We start from the raw sequence: 25,011 nt of genomic DNA on the forward strand, positions 1-25,011 counted from the left end.
ACCGCTGCACACTTTTCCGGATCATGCTCTAAACCAGGGAAATCCCCGAGATCAGCAGCAGAACGAGCACGGTCTTGCGAAAGACCGTCTCGTTGACGCGGTGAAAGGCGATCACGCCCAGCGCGGAGCCGGCGAACAGCGCCGGCAGGCTGACGGCGAGGTCGACGAAGACCTTCGACGACAGGTCCTGGTGCCCCACCAGCAGCACGATGGCGAAGAGCTGCATCGCCGCGATGAAAGGCTGCACCATGCCGCGCTGCTCGCTCTTGGGCATGCCTCGCATGTCGCACCAGATCGTGGGAACCGCACCCGGCATCGCCGTGAGGCCGCCGACGAGCCCTCCTCCGAACCCGATCAGCGCGACCCAGTGACGGCCGACGGCTTCGCCGGCAGTGACCAGCGTCGGCCGCAGCAGCATGTAGGCGGCATACAGCGCGACCACGATGCCAAACCCGCGCCGCAGCAGATGCGTATCCATCGACTGCAGGAGCGAGATCGCGATGGGAACGCCAATCAATCCACCGACGATCAGCATCAGGCTGCCTTCCCAGCGGATGCTGCGCCGGAGCGCCCACAGGTTGGTCGCCTGCACGCCGATGCTGCATGCCATCATCAGCGGCACCGCTTCGAGCGGCTGAAACACGCGTAGCAGGATCGCGCCCGCAACGGCCGAAAACGCGAAACCGGAAAGCCCGGATACGAACGCGCCGGCGAATACGGCAACGCTGAGCAGCATGAGAGTGGTGACGTCAGGCACGGACCGTCCTCCGGTCAATCGTAGGGAATCTGCGGAACGTCGGCGCTCGGGCTCTCGGGGCAGGCTGCCGCTTCGCTCGGAAGCGAGACGTGCATCGCGTGGGCGTGGGAGCGCTCCAGGATTGCAAGCCCGACCAGTTGAAGAGTGACGAGCGCGGCCGTCAGCACGATTGCAACGATGTTGAAATTACGCGCGCTCGAAGGCCGCTTGGCCGCGAGCGTTCTCGCGCGCATCAGATCCGTGGGCATGTCTCGAAATATCCTCTTCCTTGCTGACCGGAATGATTTCGTTCAAAGGCAATGTTTCGTCCGGCCGAGCCAGCAAATGGTGATAGCGCCTTATCGCGCGCTGCGCTTCGATCCTGCGCTGCTCGCGAAACACGGCGCCGACGCGAGCGACGATGTCGCGGAACTTGTCGGCCATGGTAAGCGATGTCCTTCGCATGACGATCTCCTCTCAACCTGTGGGAGAGAATGATGAGGTTCACTCCAGACCGCTGTGAGTTGCTTCACAGAGGAAATCGAGACGTCGAACAAGAAATCGTGTGACGAGTCACTAAATGAGAACGCAAAAAATCGCGTCATTCGATCGAATGACGCGCGATAACTTCCTCATGATGTCCAGGCTTGAACCTTTCGCGAGCTGAAGCGACGCTGCTCGCGCGAGATGCTCGTCAGTGCAGCAGCGGGTTGGAGAATCCCGCCGCGAGCTTGACGAGATCCGCCTGACGAGAGACGCCGGTCTTGGCGAAGACGCGATGCAGATGCGTCTTCACCGTCGTCTCGGCGATCCCCAATGCCGCCGCCGTCTCCGGCACGCCGCCGACTTCGACGATCGACTGCAGGACCCTCAACTCCGCCGGCGTCAGCTCGAACGTGCGATCGATCAGCCCGGCACATGAGCGGCTGTCGAGTTCCGCCTTCCAGACCAGCAAGGCCCCGACGGCAGACGTGCGCTCTGTCGCTCCGTCCCGCAGCAGCGACGGCAGCGCGATCACGTGAACCACGTAATGCGATCCGTCGTCCGCCAGAAGAGGAATCTTCCGACCCATCGCCGCCGCGACGGCCACCTCTGCCGGATCACGGAAGATGTTGCGTAAGGCGACATTGGCCTCGGAGGATCTCGTCACGAGTCGGCCCGCAATGGAACGCAGCACATCGTCGGCGGCCAGGATCGTCTCCGCGGCCGGATTGCTATGCACGATCCGGCACGCCGAATCGAGCAGGACGACGCCGGCATTCAGCCGGTCCACGACGTCGGCCAGCGCGGTTGCGCGCTGCTGCTTCCGCTCGATCGCCCGGTTGATCAACAGCGCCCGGCTCGCATGCGGAACCAGAGACTTCATGCGCGCGCGCTGCTCGGCATCGAGCATGTTCCTGCCCGGGATGACGGTCATCAACATCGGACACGGCGACTTCGACTGCTCGAGCACCACGTTGGCGACGTCGACGCAGCCCTGGGGACGCAGCCATTCCTGATAGAAGCGCCCGCGGCGGTACTCGTCGAAATTCACGAGGTCCGGAATGTTGCGCACCTCGCCGTACTGGGGAAGCCGGGCGAGCGGATCGTACCGGGAGTAGGTCTCGGAATAGAGCTGGATGAAGTGCGGATCGACACCGCAATAATAGTGGGTGGCTCCCGACTTGCTGACCGTGTCCTTCGAGATCAGGCCGCAGGCCTGGCTGCCGATGAACGAGTTGAGCTTGACGACGACATCGCTCCACAACTCAGGGTGGAGCCCTGCATCGTAGATGTTCTCGATCAGCTCGGATTGCTTGGGGACTCGGGACATCCGAAGATCCATGGTCAAACGCTGAGATTGCGGGAATGTTCTTCATGCCGTGCGGCTACTGTGAGTCTGTCACGGCGACAAAAGGTTCAACTCCTGCAGCGATCGAGCGGATCAATTCACGAGCGGATTGGCGAATCCGGCCGCGAGCTTGACGAGATCGGCCTGCCGGCTGACGCCGGTCTTGGCGAAGATGCGATGCAGATGTGTCTTTGCCGTGGTTTCCGCGACGCCCAGCGACGCCGCGGTCTCCGGAATGCCGCCGATCTCGACGATCGCCAGGAACACGCGCAGCTCCGCCGGTGTCAGATCGAAGGTCCGCGCGATCAATTCACCATATGACGGCCCGCCGAGCGACACCTTGCGCAGAAGCAGCGCACCGGCGGCATCGACGACACGTTCACTGTCGTTCCGCAGCACGGACGACAACGGCAAGAGATGAGCGACGTAGCGCTCGCCGGTGGGCGACAGCAGCGGCATGGCGTGGCCGCCCGCGGCAAGCGGCGGAGCATCGCCGCGGCCTGCGAGGGCATCGCGCAGCATCTGATTGGCCTCCATGCTGGAGGTCACGAGCTGCCCGGCGACGGACCGGACCACGTCATCGGCCGCGAGCAGACTTTGACCGGCCGAATTTGCATGCACCACCCTGCACAGGCCATCGAGCAGGAAGATCCCGGCCGTCAGATTGTCGAGGACATCGGCCAGCGCGGTCGCCAGCGTCAGTTGCGCGCTCATGGTGCGGTTGATCAGGAGCGCGCGGCTGGCGTGCGGCACCAGCAGCGAGAGGCGATCCTTCATGGTCCGATCGACCATGCGGCGGCCTGACAGCACGGTCATCATCACGGGGCAGCTCGCGTTCGACATCTCGAGCACCACATTGGCCGCGTCGCTGCAACCCTGCGGCTGCATCCACTCCTGGTAGAAGCGGCCCTTGCGATATTCTCCGAAATCGACGAGGTCGGGAACACTCACAACCCTGCCGTGTGGCGGCAGGACGCTGAGCGGATCGAACTTCGAATGCGTGTCGGCGTAGAGCTGGATGAAATGCGGGTCCGCCCCACAGTAATAGTGGGTGACGCCGAACTTGCTGATCGAATCCTTTGAAAACACGCCGCATGCCTGGCCGCCGACGAAATCCCGAATGCCGGCGACGGCATCGCTCCACCGCGACGGATCGATTCCGGCGTCGTAAATGGACTCCACGAGGTCGGGCAGTTTCTGCGGGTTGGGCATGGCTCAAAACGGCACTGAGTGATCAATGCCACAGAGGATAACACAACCCAGGCATGCGGCGTCCTCCGATCGGAGGAGGCGCCGGCCGGGCGGATGGCACCCGGCCGGCGCGCACCGTGTTCGAGCCGCCAGGGCTGATGCCGGCTCAGAACGCGACGCGAACACCGCCCTTGGCAGAGCCGGTGCGGCTCTGGTCGGACATCATCATTCCCTCGACCGCGCCGAACACGGACAAATTGGTCCCGGTGCGGTAGTCGAAGCCGAGGCCCGCCACTGCACCCACCGTGCTGCGGCTGCCGGGCGTGACGAAGGACAGGTTCTGGCCGAGCAACACCGTGTTGATGCCAGTGTCGCCGGCGCGCTGGAGCGCGATGACGCCGCCATGGACGTTGGCCTTCAGTTCGCCGCCGGCGAGACTGGTGACGCGGGACAGATCAACTTCACCGCGCTCCTCGAAATCCTGCAGCGTGCGGCCGCCAACGGACAGTCCCTGCGCCGAACCGCTCTCGCTGTAGCCGTCGAACCGGCCGGCGACGTAACGCAGCCGCGCGGTCGGCGTCAGCACATAGCCGTTGCCAATGTTGAGCCTGTAGCCGTAGGCGGCCTCCGGGCTGACGTACCAGCCGCTGTAACTCGCGGTCGCCGTTTCCATCCCGCCAACCGCGGCATTGTTCAGCACCAGCCGGCGCGACCTGTTGTCGGCATTGCCGCCCTGGATCGTGAAGTCGAAGAACTGCGAGGCCCATTCGAAGCGGCTGTAGACGCCTGCGAAGACGTAATTGGTGTCGACCGATTGCGAATTGAGATCGACCGACAGGCCGCCCTGCCCGCCGCCGAGGAAAGCGCCGACCAGCCAGTCCGGCCGCACCTTGCGATCGATGCCGATCGCCCCGCCCCACGCCGTCGAGGTCGCCCGAAGCGTGGACGCGGTCTCGTCCTGGATGCGCTGGCCGCCGAAACTGCTGGCCCACACCGTGATCGGCGCGGGATCGGTCCAGAGGCTGCGCGGCGCCTTGGTGAAGGGCCCGGCCTGCGCCGTCTCCGGTGCATAGGCCATCGCCATCATGTTGCTGCCGGCCGGCCCGGCGCCACCGCTGAGGCGGCCCTGCACCAGCGAGGACACGCCGCCGGTGAAATCCATCAACGTGCGATCGGTCTGCGCCAGCGCGGTCCGGTCGAGCGTGGCCAGCGTCGTGCCGGAGACGACCGACGGGCCGTTGAAGTTGCCGCCCGAGGTGATGGTGTTGATCGTGCCGTTGAAGTGGACGAAGGTCGGCAGCGTGACAGAATTCAGCGACGACACCTTACTGCTCGGTGCAAGATTGACGTTGACGACGTCGTTGCCGGAACCGAAGTCGACCACGCCGTTGATCTTCGAGCCCGGCAGCAGCGTCAACGTGTCGGCGGCGCTCGACAGCTTGATCGCGGTACCGCTGCTGCCTGTGATCGTACCGGAGTTCGTGATCGTCGTCGCGTCGCCAGAGAAGATGCCGGTGTTCCCAATCATTGTCCCGGCGTTGAAGATGTTGCCCTTCCCCACATTGAAGACTGCGGTTCCGTTGCCCGCGGTCGCCTGAATGAGACCGGTATTGTACAGCTCGACCTGGTTCGTATTGATGCCCTGATTCGATCCAGTGATCGCTCCGGAATTGTGGATGGTTGCAGCGGCCGCGCTGATACTCAGGATCCCCGTTATTGTCCCCGAATTGTCGAGATCGAGCGCGGAGGAGCCCACGCCCACGCCGCCGCTCGATGAAATCCGGCCCGTGTTGACCAAATTGAGCGTCGGGACGGAAATCCCGATGGCCGCGCCATCGACCGTCCCGCTGTTGAAGATGGTCGCGCTCAGGCCCGCGCGAATGCCGTACTTACCTCCGCCGATCATGCCGGCGTTGGTGATCGTCGCCGTCCCGTCAGCGAGCACGCTGTCAACGGTGCCGGAAATGGTCCCGGAGTTCGTCACGACCACCACCTGGCCGCGTATCGCAACGCCGTCCGTGCCGATCGCCCGGATGATCCCGCCGCCGGAGTTGGTCACCGTGGCGAAGTTCGCCCCCCGGATGCCGAAATCCCACGCCTCGATCGTACCCAAATTCGTAATCGTGACGGCGTCGGCCGAGACTCCGACGCCGCCGAAATTCGTCGCCTGGATCGTGCCGTTATTAGTGACGAAGGCTCCTCCGGCATCGATTCCGAAGAAGCCATTGCCCACAATGCTACCGGAGTTCTCGACCGTACCGTAACCAAAAATGAGGCCGGCGTTGTCGCCCGTTACCGAAGCGCCCTGAACGATTCTGTACGTGTTGTTGGTGTCGTTGACGTCACCGTAGCCGCTCGTTCCATTGGCGTTGAGGGTCGCACCCGTACAGGTCACGATCGAATCGTTGACCGGAGCCGCGGGCGTGCACGCGGCCTCGGCCCGCTCGACCACCAGCAGCGGCCCAACCAGCAATGCCCACGCGAGGAACCGCACCGATCGCGAGATCGGGCGCCACCGTATCGCCGCGCTTAGCACCATTAAAATCATTGCCCCATACCCCAATCGAAGGCTCCCGCACACGCCCAGGCAGGCGCCTCACGCGCCGCCCCCCGATCGAAGGAAGCCAGCCTGTGCGAATCCGGATTCGCAGAACACCAAGGTAGAGAGGAGACCCGTGCCGGACTTGGACGGTTGCGACCGGCTATCGGTGCAGAACGAACCGAACACAGTTGGTGTCGCACTGGTGCAGCGCTGCTACACCGGCCGCCTGCGCTCAAGCCTGGTCCCAACCCACCCGTTCGGCACATTCCGCAAAGACCGCGGCGCGATAGATCTCGTTGCCGCCGGCATCGCGCACGCGGATCCAGGCATCGCGATCGCGCAAGTCGTCGCGCCAGACGAACAGGTGCCTTGCCATCTCGTCGGCAACGACGAACGTCGCATTGGCTTGCTCGAAGACCATGCCGCCAGGATCGATCTTCACGATATTGCCGACCAGGAGGTCGAAGAAGAAACGGCGCATTCCATACTCCGGCTGCCGATGCCGCACGCAACGCTGTGGTCGTGATTTCGCGATGACGGACCGGGCCAAATCCCGGCCGTCGATTGAAATTGACAGATGCTGAACTCGCTCGCGCGCGACTACAACATCCCGCCGCTCCTGATATCGCTCGGCGTCGCGTTATAGGTCCGCCGGAAACAGCGGTTGAAATAAGAGAGATCGCCGAACCCGACGTCGTAGGCGATCGAGCTCACCGTCCGCTCCGCAAAGCCGGGTTCCCGCAACATGCGGTGCGCGCGCTTGACGCGCTGCTCGATCAGGAAGGAGGAGAACGTCTTGCCGTCGGCCTCGAACAGGCGCTGGAGATAGCGCGGCGTCACGCCGAGCTCCTGGGCAACGGAGGCGACCGACAGATCCTGCCGCCAGCAATTGTTGGCAATCGAGACTTTTGCCTTCTGAAGCCGAGCCGCCTTGACGCCGCGCCGTCCGGCCAGCTCCCGCGTCTCGCCGGTTGCACCGAGCACGATTGCGAGAAGGTCGTGCAAATGCCCGACCGCGAGCTGCCGGAGCTCTGCCGTCGCGAACGCGTTTTCGCGCACCAGCGTCACCGCGTAGTCGACCAGCAAATTGAGACCGGTCGAACTTGCCGGCATGACCCGCATCACGGCATCGTCGACGTCCACGATCATCGGCGCCAGCACCCGCCGCGGCACACGCAGCGAGAAGCAGCTCCCCAGCAACAACCGCTCGAACGTCGTGACGTCCTCCGCACTGGTCAGGACCGCTTCGCCTGCATGGAGCTTCAGATCGTGCCCGCGCTCGGATATCCCGAGAACGCCCGACCTGTTCACGATCAGCGCAAGACTGTCGTCGCCGTCGGCCACCAGCTGCTTGGTACGAATGACCCGCGCTCCGCACAATCCGCCGATCAACAGCTGGGCTTCCGGCAAGACGTGGGACGTGAAGCTCGCCGCGGCCGGCTTCCCTTCCCTCGCCTCGACCTCGGCCTTCAACACGCCGCGACAATAGAAGTCGCGAAGCATCGGGATGCGCTCGCTTTCCGGAATTTCGCTCGTCGAAACGTTGAGAACGGAAAAATCAATCATGCTGCTCACTGCAATCTCTCCAACCGACGAGCAGGCCGGCCATACGCTGTCGCTTCCTCACACGCACGTTCGATGCCGTCGCGGCATGTCCGTGCGGCGCACGCTGCTCTTTTCTGAAGCGCGATATACGAAAGTCTCAAATGACTCGCGTCCTGCGTTCGGAGGACCCGCGAACCCGGCGCATCACAATGGATTGAGAGCGCCGGGCGGAATATTGCGGACAGTAAGAACTTACTGCGTGGGGCCCTCGCCGCCGCTCGCCCGCAGCGCGAACGGCACGGCGAAACCGGCCGCGATCTTCACCAGATCGGCCTGTCTGCCGGCGCCCGTCTTCTCGAACAGGCGACCAAGATGAGTCTTCACCGTCGTCTCGGCGATACCTAGCTTTGCAGCAATATCGGGAACGCCGCCGATCTCGATGATGGCCATCAGCACGCGTAGTTCGGACGGCGTCAGCCTGAAGGCCGCGGCAATCGCATCGGCGGCGAGCAATGGCAACATGGACGCTCTTTGAACGAAGAGCATCGTGGCTGCAACATCCCGCGGCAGATTGCGATCCCGCTTCAGCGGAAAGGCATGGAGCAGATAATGCTGCCCATCAGCCGATGTCGCAAGCTCGATCTGACGACGGGCACCTCCGTCGATTTCGCACAGACTGCGGAATATTTTGTCGGTCTGGGTGTTTCGGGCGACGATCCGGTCGCCGACCATCGCGAGCAGGTTGGCATCGGCGAACAGTCGGCGGCACGCCGCATTGGCATGGACGACCCGCCCGTCGGTGTCGAGCAGGCAGATCGCCGTGTTCAATCCGTCGAGCACGTCGGCGAGGTCGTCCACGGTATGAGACCTGGCCCTGATCTGCCGGCCCATGATCTGCGATCGCTGGACGTGCGGAGCAAGCAGCCGCATGCGCTCACGCATCGCCTCGTCGACGGTACCACGGGAACGATGACGCAACACCTGCAGGACTGTGGTGCGCGCCACCGTTTTCTCCAGCGCGATCGTCGCGAGGTCCACCGCGCCCTGCGGTTCCACCCAGTCGCGATAGAAGCTCGTCTCCAGAAAGTCCGCATAGGGCATGACGTCGGTCACGCCGATCGTCCGTTCGGGCGCGAGATTGAGATGACAATCCAGCAGAGGATCGAGCTCCACATAGCGGTCGCGATAGAGCTGACGAAAGCGGGCGTCGGTTCCAAAGTGCTGATGGATCTCGATCGACAGCCGCGCCGAATCCCTGGAGACGATCATCGCGGCGCAACCGCCGACGAAATGAGAGATTTGCTCCAAGGCGCCGCTGCGCAACCCGGGATCGACCGCCGCGTCGTAGATCTCGCCGATGAGGGACGAGAAGCGATCTGCCTGATAGGTCGTCATCGGGCGGACGGTGCGGTCTGCGCGCGACGCGCCCGGGGCGAAGAGCTCGCGATCCGGCGACTGATGGAGAAGACGGCCGGGTGAATTGCCGCCTTCGACGACGAAAAAACGTTGCAGCTGGATGCTGGAATATCGAACATCGTCCTTGCGTAACGTCAACCGCAGGGAGCGGCTTGGACGGTTTCGCCAAAGACTAGGATTAATGCGAACACCGCGCGGACTGTGTGCGATGAGTCACGCGCCTGTTCGCCCTCACGCGCTTCACGGCGGCCGTCTCGCCGGCGTCACGGCCGGCATCGGCAACTTATTTCCGGTTCTCCTCGCAGAACTTCAACGCCGCCAGCGCTTCGCCGGCGCGCGGGATCTGCATCTCGATGCTGTCGTCGTCATCGTCGTCGAAATCGATCGTAAGGCGCTTTGCCTTCGAGAGACGATCCATCATCGACTGGTCGTACTCGAAAATGCCGCGCACGGTGGTCTTGTCCATGACCTCCCACTTCGCCTTCTTCATGATATCCGCATCGTCAGTGCCGACATCGGCCCGAAGGATCTCGCCGGCCCGCTCCCATTCCCAGCCGTCGTAGATCATCACGATCACGATCGCCTTTTCGGAATAGGTGATCACGATGACGTAGTCGCGGTTCTCGTCGTCCTTGTCCTTGTAGCCACGGCTCGCATTGCAATGCGTATCCTGCGACCGCTTTTCGATCGTCCAGTCGCCGACCTTGGACTGTTGTGCAAGTGCCGGCGCGGCGCCGAGGGCGCCCGCGGCCATCAGGACGGCGAGAAGGAATCGTTTCATGTCAGCCTCCAGTGCGTTCCCCGGGCTGAGATGACCACCTCTTCGGGAGTGCCGCAAGGGCTTCGGACCTCGGACGGCGGGCCCTACCCCCGGCGCGGCACGATCGCGATCGGGGTGAAGGTGTAGACCTCTTCGCCGTCCTGATTGAGCATGGTCCATTTCACCAGCGCGATGCCCTGCGGCTTCGACTTGGACGGCGTCAGGCTCATGACCTCCCCGACCAGATGCACGCGGTCGTTCGGCCGCACCGGCAGCATCCAGCGCAGCCCGTCGACCCCCGCGCCGATCAGCGGATGCGCTCCAAAGGGACGGGTCTGGATCGCGAGATTCATGGCGATCGCGGCGGTGTGCCATCCCGAGGCGGCAAGCCCCTTGAACAGGGTCGCCTTGGCCGCCTCATGGTCGAGGTGCATCGGCTGGGGATCGAACTCGGCTGCGAAGCGCTTGATGTCGGCTTCGGTGACCACGACCTCGGGCGACCTAAACCGCATTCCGATGCTGAGATCGTCGAACCACTCGACCTGCGCCATGATTTTGCCCTGCAATGTGATTGATCGCCTCACCGGGAGGCGCGGCCGAAGACATTAACCAAGATTGGGATGTAGCGGCTCTGCAGCGCACAAACCAGCCCAGGGTTCCACGCGAAACCCCTTTCCCAATGCGACGAAACACGCCTGAAACAGATGGCCGTCTAACTAGTTATCAAAATAAATACAGGGACGGCCACCATGCAATTCCTCCTCGAACTGATCTACGAATATTCGTGCTGTCAAAACCTCGTCGCCCAGCCACTGCAGGAGGACGAGCTATGATCGAGTTGATCTCCGCCCTGCTCGCCCTTTGCAGCGTCGGCGTCTTCGCGGCGCATGCGCTGGATGCCTACCGCACCACGCACTATTGAGCGCTTCGCCCGACTGACCGCTTCGCTTCTCCGGCCCTAGAACGGCCGCCGGTAGAAGTGCTCCGAATGGGTGGCCGGCGGAAATCGGTTGGCAAGCGCGAGCGCGCCTCTCTCGTCGGTTTCGAGCGCGATCTTTTGCGCCAGCATCACGTCGCCGGGCACCAGAAAGCCTGACGGGACGAAGCACCAACCCATTGTCGCAACGCCGACCTCGTTGATCTCGTGGACATTGGCCGCCGTGCCATAGTGGATGCGGTAGGTCTTGCCGGTGTCGCAGCCGACCACATCGAAATAGCGGTGCTGCTCGAATTGGGCGCGCTGCGCCGGCGACAGCCATTCGGCCAGAAGCCGGCGGCCACGGGCATCAGGCGTGTTCTCGCCGAAGAACCGCCGGTAGAGTTCACGCAGCGCATGCAAGCGCGCACGCGCCGGCGCGCGGAGCCAAACTGCCGCGATCATGAGCAGCTCGGATCAGCCGCCGACCAGGCGGGGATAAAACAGTGTTTCGTGCGCGGTCGGGTCGAACGATCTGATGCGGGTGACCTCGCCGGGTCCGTTTCGCAGGGCGGCAGTGAAGCCAGCCCCCGTCAGCTCCCGAAAGCGCCGTTCGGCTCGCGCCAGCGCTTCGGCATTGCCAGGATCAAACTCGTGGCGCGTATCGCCAGTCTGGTCCATCACGATCTGGGTTGCCATGTTGAGTCTCCTCATGCCCAGCCCTGAATCTGATCAAAGCAAACGTCGTGCCGTCGGTTCCTGATGGCAACAACTTTCTCGCGCCGGCCCATCACGCCTTGCTGAACTGGGCCTTGCTCAACTGGTCAGCGGGAGGCGGCCGCCCCGCCGCCTTCGTCGATCTGCCGGCCCATCAGCGCGATCGCCTTCTGATAGACTCCCGCCGCATTCCACGCCTCGATGGCGGCGAAATTCGGCTCGCCCGGCTGGTAGCCGGCCCCCGCCCGCCAGCCATGCGCCTTGAGGAAATTCGCCGTCGAGTTCAGGGCGTTGGCGGCGACCTCGAGATTGCCGGTGCCATAGGCCAGGATGTTCTTGGGCATGAACTGGGTCTGGCCGACCTCGCCATGCATCGAGCCGCGGGTCGATCCCGACAGCGTGCCGCGGTCGATCAGCTTCAGGGCGGAATAGAGCTGGTCGGTGAAGAATTCGGGCCGGCGGCAGTCATAGGCAAGGGTTGCGATCGACGACAGCATGTTCTGGTTGCCGCGCTGGCTGCCGAAGCCGGTCTCCATGCCCCAGATCGCGATGAGCGGTCCGGGCGGGACGCCATAGCGCTGCTGGATCGAAGCGAACAAGGCGGCTTGCGACTGCTTGAGCTGCCGGCCCTTGGCGACGATGGTGGTGGCACCGCGCTTGGCGAGGAACTGGTCGAGCGTCAGCTGGAAGCTGCGCTGGCCGCGATCGGCCGCAATGGTGGCGCTGGCATAGTTGGCCTGCATGAGGGCCGAGAGCGCGGTCTGGCCGATGCCTTTGCCTTGCGCCTCTGCACTGAACTCGCGCTTCCAGGCCTCGAAGCCGCCGGGCCCGTTGCCGCAGGTGGCGGCCTTGGCGACCGGCGCCAGGATGAGAAGCAGCGCGGCAGCGCCGATCATGGCCGTCGCAACGGTCCTGCCCTTGGTCATTCGTGGTTCCTCTCGCTGTCACGCGACCGGCTCGCGCGGGCGCATGATCCTACGTCGGTTGCCATCGCTCAAGTCCTGAAGGCACCAATCGATCCAGGCAAAGCCCTTGACACCGGGGGTCACGCCTCGTCCGTTCCCAGCAGGAAATCAACCATGATGCCTTGGTGCTGCCGGTACATGTCCGTTCCGGTGCCCGTGACACAGCCGAGCTTGCGGGCGGCTGCAATGAACGGCGAGATCTCGGGCTTTGTGATGACGCAGCCGCAATAGGCCGACGGTGCAAGCCGCACCACATCGACCGGCAACGGATCGCCATCCTTCATCCCCGCGGGCGTCGCATTGGCGACAAAATCGAAGCCCTCGGGATCCCCAGTGCCCGCCCGCACGGGCGCCTTGCCGAGACCGTTGAGCCTGTCAATCAGCGCGTCGCGACGCTCGGCCAGGTCGTCGTGAATGGCGAGGTCGCTCACCCCGGCTTCGACCAACGCGAGAGCGATGGCCGAGCCCGCGCCTCCCGCGCCGACAAGCAGCGCCCGCATCCCCTTGGGATCGATCCCCTTCGCCCGCGCGGCACCGACGAAGCCCAGACCATCCACCATGTCGCCATGCCATGCGCCATCGGGCCGCCGGCGCATCAGGTTGACGGTTTTCAGGAAATGCGCGCGTGCCGTCGCGCTTGCGCAGGATTGGTAGCAGGCAAATTTGTGCGGGATGGTCACGACGATGCCGTCGAGATTCTTCAGCCGTGCTGCGACGGAAAGGAAATCTGGCAGGTCGGCGGGCGCGACCTGAACTGGCATGAGAATGCCGTCATGGCCACGCGCCGCGAATTCAGCGGATACCCCCGCGGGCGAGCGCACCTGAGCGATGGGATCGCCGACAATGACGTAGAGCCGCGTCGCGCCGGATGGAGCCGGGATCATGCGGCGGGTGCCGGAGCTTCGGGCGTCAATTCCAGCCCGTCGAGCTTGCCCTCCTTGCGCCACTTGTCCAGCAGCCGCAGGAACGCCATTGGCCCGCGCCAGTACTGGCTGTTTCGCGCCGCGACCGGATCGAACACGCCTTCGTTGTTATAATAGCCGGGGGTGCATTCGGCGAGATAAGTCTGGCGGCCGATCGCGGCCTTGACGACCTCGTCGACCCAGGCGTTCTCGGCGGCGATGGTCGGCTCCAGCGTCCGGGCGCCCCGCTTGCGGGCCTGATCGATCACATAGGCGATGTGCTGCGACTGCTCGTCGATGATGTGCGGGAAGTTGGCGCTCTGGCCGGCCTGCACCGTGACGATCAGGAAGCAGTTCGGAAAGCCGTGGCTGTAGAAGCTGTGCATGGTCTTGACGCCGCCCCGCCAGCGCTCGGACAGGCTCATGCCGCCACGGCCGTAAACCTCGAAGCCCATCCGGCGGGCGTAGTCGGTGCCGACCTCGAAGCCGCTGGCGTAGATCAGGCAGTCGAGCTCGTAGGCCTTGCCATCGACCACGACGGCATTCTCGGTGATGCGCTCGACGCCCTGCCCTTTGGTGTCGACCAGATGCACATTCGGACGATTGAAGGTGTCGAGATATTCGTCGTGGAAGCACGGCCGCTTGCAGAACGCCTTGTACCAGGGCTTGAGCGCGTCCGCCGTGGCCTTGTCCTCGACGATCGCATCGACGCGGGCGCGGATCTCCTCCATCTTGCGGTAGTCGGCTTGCTCGATGACCTTCAGCGCCTCCTCCATCGAGGTGACCGGCTGCGGTTGTCGGCGCGGCGCCAGCAGGATCTCGCCGAGGAGACCGGTCCAGCCGTCCTGCACCAGATCACGTTCGAACGGCTCGCCTGAGATCACCGCCGTGAAATTGTCCATGCGCTCGCGCTGCCAGCCGGGCTCGAGGCTTTGCGCCCACGCCTGGTCCGTGGGGCGGTCGTCGCGCACGCCGATCGCCGAGGGCGTGCGCTGGAAAACGTAGAGCTCCCTGGCCGAGCGGCCGAGATGCGGCACGCATTGCACGGCGGTGGCGCCGGTGCCGATGATGCCGACGCGCTTGTCGGCAAGTCCGGTCAGGCCACCACCGGCATCGCCGCCGGTGTAACTGTAATCCCAGCGACTGGTGTGAAAGCTGTGGCCCTTGAAGGTCTCGATGCCGGCAATGCCGGGCAGCTTCGGCCGGCTGAGCGGACCTCCGGCGAGAATGACGAAGCGCGCGCGGATCCGGTCGCCGCGGTCGGTCTCGACCAGCCAGCGCGCCTCGTTCTCCTGCCATGTCATCCGCGAGATCACGGTCTGAAATAGCGCGCGCTCATAGAGGCCGAAGTGCCGGCCGATGCGGCGGGAGTGCTCGTAGATCTCCGGCGCCCGCGCGTACTTGCGCACCGGTATGTAGCGGGTCTCCTCCAGGAGCGGCAGGTAGATGTAGCTCTCGGTATCGCACGCCGCGCCGGGATAACGATTCCAGTACCAGGTGCCGCCGAAGTCGGCGGCCTTTTCCACGATGCGGAAATCCTCGATGCCGGCTTCGCGCAAACGCGCGCCGCAGAGGAGCCCGCCAAAGCCGCCGCCGACGATGAGCACCTCGGTTTGCTCGCGGACGGCCTTGCGCGCAAATCCGGGATCGGCCCAGGGGTCGTCGAGATAGCGGCCGAAATCACCGGTCACCTCGACATATTGCGCCTTGCCTTCGGCGCGCAGACGGCGATCGCGCTCGTCGCGATAGCGCGCACGGAGTGCGGCAATGTCGACCGTAGGATCGCCCGCCGCACCGGTCTTGTGTCTTTCCGCTGACATGAATTCCCTCCACGGCGAACGCTGCTTCGCCGGCAGCTCGGCGCAAGCTAGCCCTGAAAAAGCGACGCATGCAATCGCGTCCCGTGCTTTTTGCGTGAACGTCGCGTGACGTTCCGCTAACCTCGCGCGCAAATCACAAGCGTGCGCCGCGGAACGACGTGGCCGTGGAGGACACCATGCAGGGATTGATGATGGACATGCCGCTCCTGATCAGCGGCCTGATCCAGTACGCCGCCGATTATCACGGCGAAGCGGAGATCGTCGCGCGCGAGATCGAGGGCGATATCCATCGCTATACCTATGCCGACGCGCATCCGCGCATCAAGCGCATGGCGCTGGCGCTGAAGCGGCTCGGCATGACGCAAGGCGACCGCGTCGGCACGCTAGCCTGGAATACGCACCGGCATTTCGAGATGTTCTACGCCGCGCCGGGCATGGGTTATGTGCTGCATACCATCAATCCCAGGCTGTTTCCCGAACAGCTCGTCTACATCATCAACCACGCCGAAGACCGCCTGCTGTTCATCGACCGCGCCACGCTCCCGATCGTCGAGGCGATCGCGCCGCAATTGAAAACGATCGAGGCTTACGTGGTGATGTCCTCGCGCGAGCGGATGCCCGAGACCAGGCTCGCCAACGTGCATTGTTATGAGGACTTGCTCGAGAAGGAAAACGATGCCGGCTTCGCCTGGCCGGAGTTCGACGAGAAGTCCGCCTCCACGATCTGCTACACGTCGGGGACGACGGGCAATCCCAAGGGCGTGATCTACTCGCACCGCGCCGCCATCCTGCAGACCATGACCTGCTGCAATTTCGATTTCCTGCCCGGACATGTCGAAGGCGTGCGCGAGGTGATGATGCCGATGGCGCCGCTGTTTCACGGCAATGGCTGGAACATGCCGTTCACCGCGCCCTATACCGGCTCCAAGCTGGTGCTGCCCGGCCGCAACTACGAGCCCGACAAGCTCTATGAACTGCTCGAAGGCGAGAAGGTGACGCTCTCGGCCGGCGTGCCGAGCTTCTGGCTCATCCTGCTCGACTGGCTCGGCCGTACCGGCAACAGATTCTCCACCTTGCGCGCGACGCTGTCGTCGGGCTCGGCGCCGCCGCGCGCGATGGTCGAGAAGCTCAAGCGCGACTATGGCATCGACTACATCCAGGCCTGGGGCATGACGGAGGCCCTGGGCTGCTCGATGCCGGGCCTGCGTCCGGGCTCGGAGCATCTCAGCGACAAGGACAAGTTCGACCGGCGCCAGGTCTCGGGCCGGGCCTGCTTCGGCACCACCCTGCGCATCGTCGACGATGGCGGCGTCGAGCTGCCGCGCGACGGCAAGACCGTCGGTCACTTGCGCGCCCGCGGCCCCTGGGTCGCTTCCGGCTACATGAAGCTGGACGAAGGCCTTGACCGCGACGGCTGGCTGATCACGGGCGACATGGCCGTGATCGACCCGCAGGGCCACGTCACGCTGACCGACCGCTCCAAGGACGTCATCAAGTCCGGCGGCGAATGGATCTCCTCAATCCAGCTCGAGGACGTCGCGCTGTCGCATCCCGACGTGCTTCAGGCCGCGGTGGTCGCGATCCATCACGAGAAATGGCAGGAGCGTCCCCTGCTCCTCGTCGTCCGCAAGAAAGGCGCGACCGTCGACGGCAAGACGCTGCTCGACCACATGAGGCCGAAGATCGCGAGCTGGTGGATGCCCGACGCCGTCGAATTCCTCGACGAATTCCCGATGACGGGGACCGGCAAGGTACTGAAATCGAACCTGCGGGAACGCTTCAAGGAGTACCGCGTGGCTTAGGCCGCCAAATTGCCACGGCGGTCTTCACCTTTTGGTCAATTCGGAAACGGTATAGCGAGACGTCGCTAACCCCGCATCGAGGACACCATGGCGTTTTCCGGATTGGGTCTGCATCTCGGCAATCTCTCCCGCCTGTCGACTGCGCAGACGCGCTCGGTCAGCCCCGAGAATTTTTCGGGCGAGAAGGGCAAGGGCGGCATGTCCGTCGACGGCCCCGCCGCGCGCCAAGCCCGCGATCTCGGCCAGGGCTGGAAGGTTTCGCCTTACGTCGTCATCGAGCCGGGCGCGACCTTTGTGCTCGCCGACATCGCCGGACAAGGCGCGATCCAGCAGATCTGGATGACCCTGGCGCGCGGGCGCCTGCGTCATTCGATCCTGCGTGTCTACTGGGACGACCAGGAACAGCCGAGCGTCGAATGCCCCGCCGGCGACTTCTTCGCCTGCGGATGGGAAGAGTTCGCGCAGGTGTCCTCGCTCGCGGTCTGCGTCAATCCCGGCCGCGCCCTCAACTGCTATTGGGAGATGCCGTTCCGCAAGCGTGCGCGCTTCACGCTGGAGAACCGCAGCGAGGAGCAGTTCACCGTCTACTACCAGATCAACTACACGCTCACCGACGTGCCCGAGGACTGCGCCTACTTTCATGCCCAGTTCCGGCGCACCAATCCGCTGCCTTTCAAGGAGGTCTACACCATCCTCGACGGCGTGAAGGGCGCGGGCCATTATGTCGGGACCTACATGGCCTGGGGCGTCAACAACAACGGCTGGTGGGGCGAAGGCGAAATCAAGTTCTTCATCGACGGCGACGGCGAATTCCCGACCATCTGCGGCACCGGCACCGAGGATTATTTCTGCGGCTCCTATAATTTCGATCCCCATGTCGCTCATGCCGGCCAAGGGCAATCGCGCTACCTGGAGTTCACCACGCCCTATTCCGGCCTGCCGCAGGTGATCCGCCCCGACGGCGTCTACAAATCGCAGCAACGCTTCGGGCTCTACCGCTGGCACATTCCCGATCCCGTGCGTTTCCGTTCCGACCTGCGCGTGACGATCCAGGCGCTCGGCTGGCTGCTGGGCGCAAAGGAGGCGAAATATCTTCCCTTGCAGGACGACATCGCATCCGTCGCGTTCTGGTACCAGACGCTGCCGACCGCACCCTTCCCAACACTGCCCGGGCCCGATTATCTCGAAATCGGCTAGTCCCCACCGATCGTTCAAGGAGACCAGAGATGCTCTACCCGATGTCGCCGAAAGTCGTCGAGCTCAAGCGCAAGCTCGAAAGCTTCATGGACCGGCACATCTATCCGAACGAGGAGAGGTTCTATCGCGAGGCCGAGGAGCTCGGGCCGTGGAAGGTGTATCCGGTCGTCGAGGAGCTGAAGCCGCTGGCGCGCGCGGAAGGTCTCTGGAACCTGTTCCTGCCGGAGTCCAGCCACGGCGCCGGCCTCACCAATCTCGAATATGCGCCGCTCTGCGAGGTCATGGGCCGCTCGCATCTGGCGCCCGAAGTGTTCAACTGCTCGGCGCCCGATACCGGCAACATGGAGGTGCTGGAGCGCTATGGCTCGGAAAAGGACAAGGAGCGCTGGCTGAAGCCACTGCTCGCCGGCGAGATCCGTTCGTGCTTTGCGATGACGGAGCCGGCGGTCGCCTCCTCCGACGCGACCAACATCGAGAGCTCGATCGTGCGCGACGGCGACCATTACGTCATCAACGGCCGCAAATGGTACACGACGAATGCGACCGACCCGCGCTGCAAGATCTGCATCTTCATGGGCAAGACCGACCCCGACAATGCCGACCGTCACAAGCAGCAGTCGATGATCCTGGTACCGATGGATACGACCGGCGTCGAGGTGAAGCGCCCTTTGCCCGTGTTCGGCTTCTACGGCGTGCCCGACCGTGCCTCCGAGGTCGTCTTCACCAATGTGCGTGTGCCCAAGGAGAACATGCTGCTCGGCGAAGGCCGCGGCTTCGAGATCGCGCAAGGCCGCCTCGGGCCCGGCCGCATCCATCACTGCATGCGGCTGATCGGCCTTGCCGAACGCACGCTGGAAAAGATGTGCCGCCGCGTGCGCAGCCGCGTCGCCTTCGGCAAGCCGGTCTCCGAGCAGACGGTGACGCAGGAGCGTATCGCCGAAGCCCGTATCATGATCGAGCAGGCCCGGCTGCTGACGCTCAACGCCGCCTATGCGATGGACACGGTCGGCAACAAGGTGGCCAAGGCCGAGATCGCGATGATCAAGGTCGCGGTCCCCAACATGGCCTGCCAGATCATCGACTGGGCGATCCAGGCGCACGGCGGCGGCGGCACCTCGAATGATTTTGGATTGACGCAGGCCTACGCCACCGCGCGCCTGCTGCGGCTCGCCGACGGCCCGGACGAGGTGCACCGAAACCAGATCGCGCGGTTCGAGCTGAAGAAATACTCGAACGCTTGAGCGAGATGCGAGCCGAAGGGCACGGTGCCTCTTCCCTTCTCCCCTTGTGGGAGAAGGTGGCGCGGAGCGCCGGATGAGGGGTACCTATCCGCACGGTAGGTGCGGAGAGATACCCCTCACCCAAGCGAGCTTGGATCAGGCAGTGGGGATGCCCTCTCCCACAAGGGGAGAGGGCACAATTATCTGCAGCGCAATCGCCGCAACCTAATCCAACACTTCCACCGTCGCGGAACGGCCCGCAACCAGCGACATCCCGGCCGGCACCGGGTCCAATGTAATCCGCACCGGCACACGCTGGGCCAGCCGCACCCAGCTGAAGGTCGGGTTGACGTTGGCAAGCATGCTCGCGCCGTCGGCACGGTCGCGGTCCTCGATGCCGGCGGCGATGCTCTCGACGTGGCCGGTGAGCACGGTCCTCTCGCCCATCAGCCGGACCTGCACCTTGTCACCGACGCGGATGCGCCCGAGCTTCGTCTCCTCGAAATAGCCTTCCACATGCAGCGTGTCGCTATCGACCAGCGCCATCACGCCCTTCCCGGCCGTGACGTAAGCGCCGGGACGCAAGTCCATGTTGGTGATGACGCCGTTGACGGACGCGTGGACTTCGCTGCGGTCCAAATTGAGCTGCGCCACGGCGCGATCTGCGACGGCTGCGTCGAAGGCCGCCTTGGCCTGGAGCTGGGTGGCGAGCACCTGCTCCTGCTTCTGCTGCGACACCGCGTCTGTGGTGAGCGCGTTGTAACGCTTCAAATCCGCATTGGCCTGGTCCAGCGTCGCCTGGTGACCGGCAATGGACGCGTCGGCCTGCCGCAGCGCCAGCGCAAACCTCTCGCGGTCGATCCGGAACAACAATTCGCCGCGGCGGACCTTCTGGTTATCCTTGACCAGCACTTCCGTGACGAAGCCGGACACATCGGGCGCGACCTGCACGACGTCTGCCCGCACGCGGCCGTCACGGGTCCAGGGCGACTCCATGTAATAGACCCAAAGCTCGCGGCCGACGGCGATTGCCGCGACGACGGCAAGGACGGTCAATGCGAGGCGGCCGAGCCCGGCGAGATTTCCTTTCATGACAGATACTCCGAGAGATAGACGACGCCGCCGAGCAGGCAGACGAAAATAGAGAGATCGAACAGCGCGCGGTGCCAGACCAGCCGGTAAAGGTCGAAGCGCTGCATCAGCCGGCGCAGCAGCGCGCTCAGGACGTAGGCGACGATGATCCATAGCAGCAGCGCCGGCACAAGCACGCCATAGATGTCGATCACATATCTCATGCCGCGACACTCTCGCCTGCGCGCGGCCGATAGGCCGGCGCGTCCGGAAACAGGCCCCGGCGGATGCCGACGAGGCCGATCAACGCATCCTCACGTGCGATATCGTTGGGATCCTTCACTGCCCCGGCCAGCGCCCGATCGACGCTCGTCAGCAGCTCGGCCGGCATCCCGCCGCCGGCATAGCTGCGGCAGGCAATAGCCAGCTGGTCGAGCATGTCGTCGATGACGGCAATGGTGGCGGCCGCGAGCCCGTAGCGGGCCCTCCGCAGATCGATGATGTTGATGCCGATACGTAGCTGGACCAGGCTGTCGGCATCGCGGCGGTCACTCTCCGAAAGGGATGCGATACGCTGCACCAGAAGCCCGAGCCGGTGCAGCATGAGGCCTGCAAACGCGGCCCGATCGTGCTTGCCGCGACGTTCGGCGGCGACCGCGATCGTCTTCCAGCTCGAGAGCACCAGGCGATTGGCGATCCACTCGGCCCCCACCCCGCGCGCGATCCGCGTCACCAGCTCGGCAACAACGACGCCGACGAAGAAGGCGAGCGCGGAATTGGCGTAGGACGCGAAATCCGCGCTGTAGGTCGACTGGATCGCAAGCAGGGTCGCGGTGTTGGCCGCAAGCGCCATCCCCGTGCCCGTCGTCGCCGGCCGGCTGATCAGGAAACCATAGAGCAGGAAGGTCGGCGCCAGCGCGACGATGAGAACCTCGAGGTGCGAGATCGCAGGCACCAGCGCAAACAGATAGACCGCGACGACTGCGATCGCGACCAGCGACCACAGCCCGAAACTGCGGATGAAGCGCGCCGGCTCGTCCTGCGCGGCGAAGAACGAGCATGCGACGGCCGCCATCATCGGGGCCGACGCACCATCCGGCCAGCCGGTGCCGATCCAGAACGTGCAGCAGATCAGGATGGCAATGGCCGCGCCGGCCGCCGACCACAGCGCAAGGCCGCGATCCCGGTGGCGAACGGGCGCGGCGCCTGCTTCGGAATGGAAGGCAAGTTCAATTGTCGCGACGTTACGGTTCTCGGCGATTGCCTCGGTCAATTCGCGGCAATCGCGCGAGAGGTCGACAAGCTCCCGCAACCGCAACAGCAGGCTGGTGACGATGATCCGCTCCCAATCGGCGCTGTCGTCGAGCACTGCCTGCCGCTCCGCGATCATGGCGCGGATCCGCTCGGCAGGCTGCCGTGCACTGGCCTCGCTCACGATCCATTGCGCGAGGTCCGCCAGCAGCCGCGTCAGCTCGGGCTGCCGGCGCAAGGCCCCCTCCCCAAGCGCAGCGAGCCGGTCTTCGAGCGAGGCGATCACGGGCAGCAGCATCAGCATGCGCAGCCGGATTTCGCCGAGCCCGTTGACGGCATTGCGGTCGGTCAACCGGTCGTAGGCAAGATGGGTGGCGAGTGTGTCGATCTCGACGATGTCGGTCGCGAGCTTGACGCGCTTGCCGCGGCGGGTCTCGTTGGTGCCCTCGTGCAGCAGCACCGCCCTGCTCAGACGGCGCGCATCCGCCAGCCAGCTATCGACGCGGTGAGCGACCGCAGGCGCGACGCTGCGGGGAAATACGATCGTGGAGACGAGGCTGGCGCAGATGATGCCGAGCGATATCTCCTCGAGTCTTGCCACGGCCGTGTCGAAAATGGCCCCCGGCTCGGACACCGCGGGAAAGCCGATCAGCGCCACCGTATAGCCGGCCAGCATGAAGACGTAGCTGCGCGGCGTTCCGTCGAGCAAGGACAGATAGAGGCAAAGCCCGACCCAGAGCGCGATCGCGAGGCAGAGCAGTTCCGGCGCATCGATGAGGTTCGGCACCAGCGCCACCGTCACGATCGCGCCGACCAGCGTGCCCATCACGCGGAACAACGCCTTCGAGCTGGTCGCGCCGGCCAGCGGCTGCGAGGTGATGTAGACCGTCGCCATGGCCCAATAGGGCCGCGGCAGGTCCATCGCGAGCGCGACGACGAGCGCCAGGATCGACGCGGCGAACGTCTTCAAAGCGAAAATGAGGTCCGCGTGGCGGACTAGGAACGGCTCGTCTGCGCGCATGATTACTTCGCCTCGGGACCGGTCTTGACGTCCTGCAGGCGACCGGCCCGCTGTTCGATGCGCTGGAGAGTCTCGAAGGTTATCGCAAGTTCCTCGGGCCCGATATCCTTCAGGAGGCTGGCCCGAACCCGCCGCAATATCCGGTTGGTCTCCTCAACCTTGGCCTCGCCCGCCCGGGTCAGATGCAGCGTCTTGGCACGGCGGTCGGTCGGGTCCTCGCGGCGTTCCACGAGACCTTCCGCTTGAAGCAGGTCGATCAGCCGCACCAGCGACGGCCCCTCGATGCCAAGCTCGTCCGCCAGCACGCCCTGGCGCACATTCTCGCCCTGGCGCGACAGCACCAGAAGCGGGATGGCGGTGGCGTAGGACAGCCCGTGGTCGGACAACGCCTGATCCGACTGGCGGCGCCAAACCCGGCCAAGGCGCGCGATGAGCCGGCCGAGTTCAGCATGGATATGAGCTTGCGAGGGGGGCACCCCGATTAGATAGGAAACTATCTATTAGGTCGCAATCGGAAAGCGATCACGAAACGGCGACCAGATCGCGACGGCGGTCCTTTGAGTTCCGGATGCCAGCCTGCACGTGGATGCGGCAGTCCGGCGCCCTCGCCTCAGTTCACCGCATACACATCCGGATCCGCGCTCGAGCTCGGTTTCTTGAAGGCGTTGCGCAGGGCGGCCGACATCGGGACGTTGTAGTTGAGGCCGTTCGGCGGCGTCGGCGACTGCAGCCAGGTCTTGTAGAGTACCTCGATCTCGGGGCTTGCGTAGAGCTCCGCGGTCGCGCGATCCGCCAGCGCCTTGAACGGGGCATCCTCCCGGCGCAGCATGATGCCGTAAGGCTCCGGCTTCGAGAACGCCTCCTCGCTGATCATGAAGGCCTGCGGCTCCTTCGAGCGCGCGATGGCGACCGCGAGCTGCACGTCGTCGAGCGCGTAGGCCTGGGCACGGTCGGTCTCCAGCAGCAGGAAGGCCTCGGCCTGGTCCTTTGCCGGCATCACGCTGATGCCGAGATTGCGTTCCGTGTTGACCTTGGCAAGCTGCGTCAGGTTGACGGAGCCGGCGACGGCCGTGACCGCCTTGCCCTTGAGATCGTCGATGGTGTTGATCTTGGCGGCCTTCTTGGCGGCGAACCGCGTCGCACTGAGGAAATGCGTGTTGGTGAAGGCGACCTGCTTCTGGCGGTCGGCGTTGTTGGTGGTCGCCGAGCAGTGCAGATCGAGCGTGCCGTTGACCATCAGGGGAATCCGGTTCGACGAGGTCACGGCGAGCGTGTCGACGGCGATGTCGGGCATGCCGAGCTGCTTCTTCACGGCATCGACGATCTTGAGGCAGATATCCATGGCGAAGCCGACCGGCTTCTGGTTGCCGTCGAGATAGCTGAAGGGCACCGATGCTTCCTGATAGCCGAGCGTGATCTTCTTCGTCTCCTTGATCTTCTGGAGCGTGCCCGACACATCTTCGGCTGAGGCCGCGCCGGCGAGGCATGTCAGGGCGAGGACAACGGTAAGTAGACGCATCGGCTGCTCCTAAGCGGGCTCGCGCCTCCATGCCGGGCGCTAGCGCGGGAGTTTGATAGCGCAGCCGCGCTCCAGCCGCCAGACCCGCCTGCGCCTAGCAGCTATCGCAGCTTTCGATACGGTGAGATCGTCCTTACGCGTCGATGCCGCGTTGGATCAGGATGCGCTCGGCGCTGTCGTTCCAGACGTCCATCTTGATGATCTTGCCATTGCGCACCACGAAGCGGTCGACGTAACGATTGCCCTCGAACGGGGTGCCGTCCTTCCATTCGCCGTAGAGCGTGCCGACGCTGTAGACCACGGTCTCGCCATCGCCGGGGCAGACGTCGAACCGGTCCATCTTCTTCTTGACCCAGCTATAGCGCTTGGCGTTGAAGCCGGTCGGACCGCGCGGATGATCGAACTCGCGCCCGCCGGTGAAGGTGATCACGGTACCCGGCGCCATATAGGCCGCCGCAGCGTCCGGATCGGGGATCATCGATGCCGTGAGATAGGCCTCCACGATCCCGGCGTCGGATAACGGAGCGGCTTCGGTTCTGGCGGCAACGGACATGGCTGGTTCTCCCAGGATTCGCGCGATACTACCGCC

At 64.5% G+C, this 25,011-nt stretch carries 25 protein-coding genes; 3 read left to right on the top strand and 22 right to left on the bottom strand.

Annotated features, from left to right (window positions below; all coding sequences use genetic code 11):
* Positions 1-28: 28 nt before the first annotated feature.
* The 16 genes from QRQ56_RS10075 to QRQ56_RS10150 form a co-directional block, all read right to left on the bottom strand.
* A complete protein-coding gene (locus QRQ56_RS10075; RefSeq protein ID WP_438739454.1) occupies positions 29-757 on the bottom strand; it encodes a sulfite exporter TauE/SafE family protein in 729 nt (242 codons plus the stop codon).
* Between the two features lie 14 nt (positions 758-771).
* Positions 772-1,005 (bottom strand): hypothetical protein, encoded by a 234-nt coding sequence (locus QRQ56_RS10080; RefSeq protein WP_438739456.1) that lies wholly within the window; start codon positions 1,003-1,005, stop codon positions 772-774.
* Complete coding sequence (locus tag QRQ56_RS10085; protein WP_438739458.1) at positions 944-1,180, bottom strand: hypothetical protein; 237 nt, start codon at positions 1,178-1,180, stop codon at positions 944-946. Before QRQ56_RS10085 ends, QRQ56_RS10080 begins: the two co-directional genes overlap by 62 nt.
* A gap of 250 nt (positions 1,181-1,430) precedes the next feature.
* Positions 1,431-2,549 (bottom strand): helix-turn-helix transcriptional regulator, encoded by a 1,119-nt coding sequence (locus QRQ56_RS10090; protein ID WP_438739459.1) that lies wholly within the window; start codon positions 2,547-2,549, stop codon positions 1,431-1,433.
* Positions 2,550-2,660: 111 nt separating this feature from the next.
* Positions 2,661-3,779, bottom strand: a complete 1,119-nt coding sequence (locus tag QRQ56_RS10095) for a helix-turn-helix transcriptional regulator (protein ID WP_438739460.1) — start codon at positions 3,777-3,779, stop codon at positions 2,661-2,663.
* A 145-nt stretch (positions 3,780-3,924) separates the two neighbouring features.
* Positions 3,925-6,252 carry an autotransporter domain-containing protein gene (locus QRQ56_RS10100; protein ID WP_438739462.1) on the bottom strand — a complete coding sequence of 776 codons (2,328 nt, stop codon included), beginning with the start codon at positions 6,250-6,252 and terminating at the stop codon, positions 3,925-3,927.
* 280 nt (positions 6,253-6,532) lie between these two features.
* Positions 6,533-6,781: a DUF6894 family protein gene (locus QRQ56_RS10105; RefSeq protein WP_438739463.1), complete on the bottom strand. Its 249-nt coding sequence runs from the start codon at positions 6,779-6,781 to the stop codon at positions 6,533-6,535.
* Positions 6,782-6,900: 119 nt separating this feature from the next.
* Complete coding sequence (locus tag QRQ56_RS10110; RefSeq protein ID WP_438740146.1) at positions 6,901-7,866, bottom strand: helix-turn-helix transcriptional regulator; 966 nt, start codon at positions 7,864-7,866, stop codon at positions 6,901-6,903.
* A 231-nt stretch (positions 7,867-8,097) separates the two neighbouring features.
* Positions 8,098-9,240, bottom strand: coding sequence for a LuxR C-terminal-related transcriptional regulator (locus QRQ56_RS10115; RefSeq protein ID WP_438740148.1), 1,143 nt, complete (start codon positions 9,238-9,240; stop codon positions 8,098-8,100).
* Positions 9,241-9,544: 304 nt separating this feature from the next.
* Positions 9,545-10,042 carry a hypothetical protein gene (locus QRQ56_RS10120; RefSeq protein WP_438739464.1) on the bottom strand — a complete coding sequence of 166 codons (498 nt, stop codon included), beginning with the start codon at positions 10,040-10,042 and terminating at the stop codon, positions 9,545-9,547.
* An 83-nt stretch (positions 10,043-10,125) separates the two neighbouring features.
* Positions 10,126-10,572 carry a MaoC family dehydratase gene (locus QRQ56_RS10125; protein WP_438739465.1) on the bottom strand — a complete coding sequence of 149 codons (447 nt, stop codon included), beginning with the start codon at positions 10,570-10,572 and terminating at the stop codon, positions 10,126-10,128.
* A gap of 407 nt (positions 10,573-10,979) precedes the next feature.
* The gene (locus tag QRQ56_RS10130; RefSeq protein WP_438739466.1) at positions 10,980-11,402 is read right to left on the bottom strand and encodes a hypothetical protein; all 423 of its coding nucleotides are present in this window, start codon (positions 11,400-11,402) and stop codon (positions 10,980-10,982) included.
* A gap of 12 nt (positions 11,403-11,414) precedes the next feature.
* Positions 11,415-11,636 (bottom strand): hypothetical protein, encoded by a 222-nt coding sequence (locus tag QRQ56_RS10135; RefSeq protein WP_438739468.1) that lies wholly within the window; start codon positions 11,634-11,636, stop codon positions 11,415-11,417.
* A 125-nt stretch (positions 11,637-11,761) separates the two neighbouring features.
* A complete protein-coding gene (locus tag QRQ56_RS10140; protein WP_438739469.1) occupies positions 11,762-12,580 on the bottom strand; it encodes a lytic murein transglycosylase in 819 nt (272 codons plus the stop codon).
* 119 nt (positions 12,581-12,699) lie between these two features.
* Complete coding sequence (locus QRQ56_RS10145; RefSeq protein WP_438739470.1) at positions 12,700-13,503, bottom strand: shikimate dehydrogenase family protein; 804 nt, start codon at positions 13,501-13,503, stop codon at positions 12,700-12,702.
* Positions 13,500-15,341: a flavin-containing monooxygenase gene (locus tag QRQ56_RS10150; RefSeq protein WP_438739472.1), complete on the bottom strand. Its 1,842-nt coding sequence runs from the start codon at positions 15,339-15,341 to the stop codon at positions 13,500-13,502. Before QRQ56_RS10150 ends, QRQ56_RS10145 begins: the two co-directional genes overlap by 4 nt.
* A 176-nt stretch (positions 15,342-15,517) precedes the next feature.
* Between QRQ56_RS10150 and QRQ56_RS10155 the strand changes: the two genes are divergently transcribed.
* The 3 genes from QRQ56_RS10155 to QRQ56_RS10165 all read left to right on the top strand — a co-directional run bounded on the left by QRQ56_RS10155 (position 15,518) and on the right by QRQ56_RS10165 (position 19,581).
* Positions 15,518-17,143, top strand: a complete 1,626-nt coding sequence (locus QRQ56_RS10155) for a long-chain fatty acid--CoA ligase (RefSeq protein ID WP_438739474.1) — start codon at positions 15,518-15,520, stop codon at positions 17,141-17,143.
* A gap of 87 nt (positions 17,144-17,230) precedes the next feature.
* Positions 17,231-18,340, top strand: coding sequence for a glycoside hydrolase family 172 protein (locus tag QRQ56_RS10160; protein WP_438739476.1), 1,110 nt, complete (start codon positions 17,231-17,233; stop codon positions 18,338-18,340).
* A gap of 29 nt (positions 18,341-18,369) precedes the next feature.
* A complete protein-coding gene (locus QRQ56_RS10165) occupies positions 18,370-19,581 on the top strand; it encodes an acyl-CoA dehydrogenase family protein (protein ID WP_438739478.1) in 1,212 nt (403 codons plus the stop codon).
* A 204-nt stretch (positions 19,582-19,785) separates the two neighbouring features.
* Here the strand turns inward: QRQ56_RS10165 and QRQ56_RS10170 are convergent, their stop codons facing one another.
* From QRQ56_RS10170 to QRQ56_RS10195, 6 genes are all read right to left on the bottom strand, one after another.
* Positions 19,786-20,652 (bottom strand): efflux RND transporter periplasmic adaptor subunit, encoded by an 867-nt coding sequence (locus QRQ56_RS10170; RefSeq protein ID WP_438739479.1) that lies wholly within the window; start codon positions 20,650-20,652, stop codon positions 19,786-19,788.
* Positions 20,649-20,855, bottom strand: a complete 207-nt coding sequence (locus QRQ56_RS10175; protein ID WP_438739481.1) for a DUF1656 domain-containing protein — start codon at positions 20,853-20,855, stop codon at positions 20,649-20,651. The genes QRQ56_RS10170 and QRQ56_RS10175 overlap by 4 nt, the downstream gene beginning before the upstream one ends.
* On the bottom strand, positions 20,852-22,903 hold the full coding sequence (locus tag QRQ56_RS10180; RefSeq protein ID WP_438739483.1) for an FUSC family protein: 2,052 nt from the start codon (positions 22,901-22,903) through the stop codon (positions 20,852-20,854). Before QRQ56_RS10180 ends, QRQ56_RS10175 begins: the two co-directional genes overlap by 4 nt.
* 2 nt (positions 22,904-22,905) lie before the next feature.
* On the bottom strand, positions 22,906-23,379 hold the full coding sequence (locus tag QRQ56_RS10185) for a MarR family winged helix-turn-helix transcriptional regulator (protein ID WP_438739485.1): 474 nt from the start codon (positions 23,377-23,379) through the stop codon (positions 22,906-22,908).
* 134 nt (positions 23,380-23,513) lie between these two features.
* A complete protein-coding gene (locus QRQ56_RS10190) occupies positions 23,514-24,422 on the bottom strand; it encodes an amino acid ABC transporter substrate-binding protein (protein ID WP_438739487.1) in 909 nt (302 codons plus the stop codon).
* A gap of 133 nt (positions 24,423-24,555) precedes the next feature.
* On the bottom strand, positions 24,556-24,975 hold the full coding sequence (locus QRQ56_RS10195; protein ID WP_438739489.1) for a nuclear transport factor 2 family protein: 420 nt from the start codon (positions 24,973-24,975) through the stop codon (positions 24,556-24,558).
* Between the last annotated feature and the right edge of the window lie 36 nt (positions 24,976-25,011).

Source organism: Bradyrhizobium sp. U531 (genome assembly GCF_051710265.1).
In the GTDB taxonomy this organism is placed as follows: domain Bacteria; phylum Pseudomonadota; class Alphaproteobacteria; order Rhizobiales; family Xanthobacteraceae; genus Bradyrhizobium.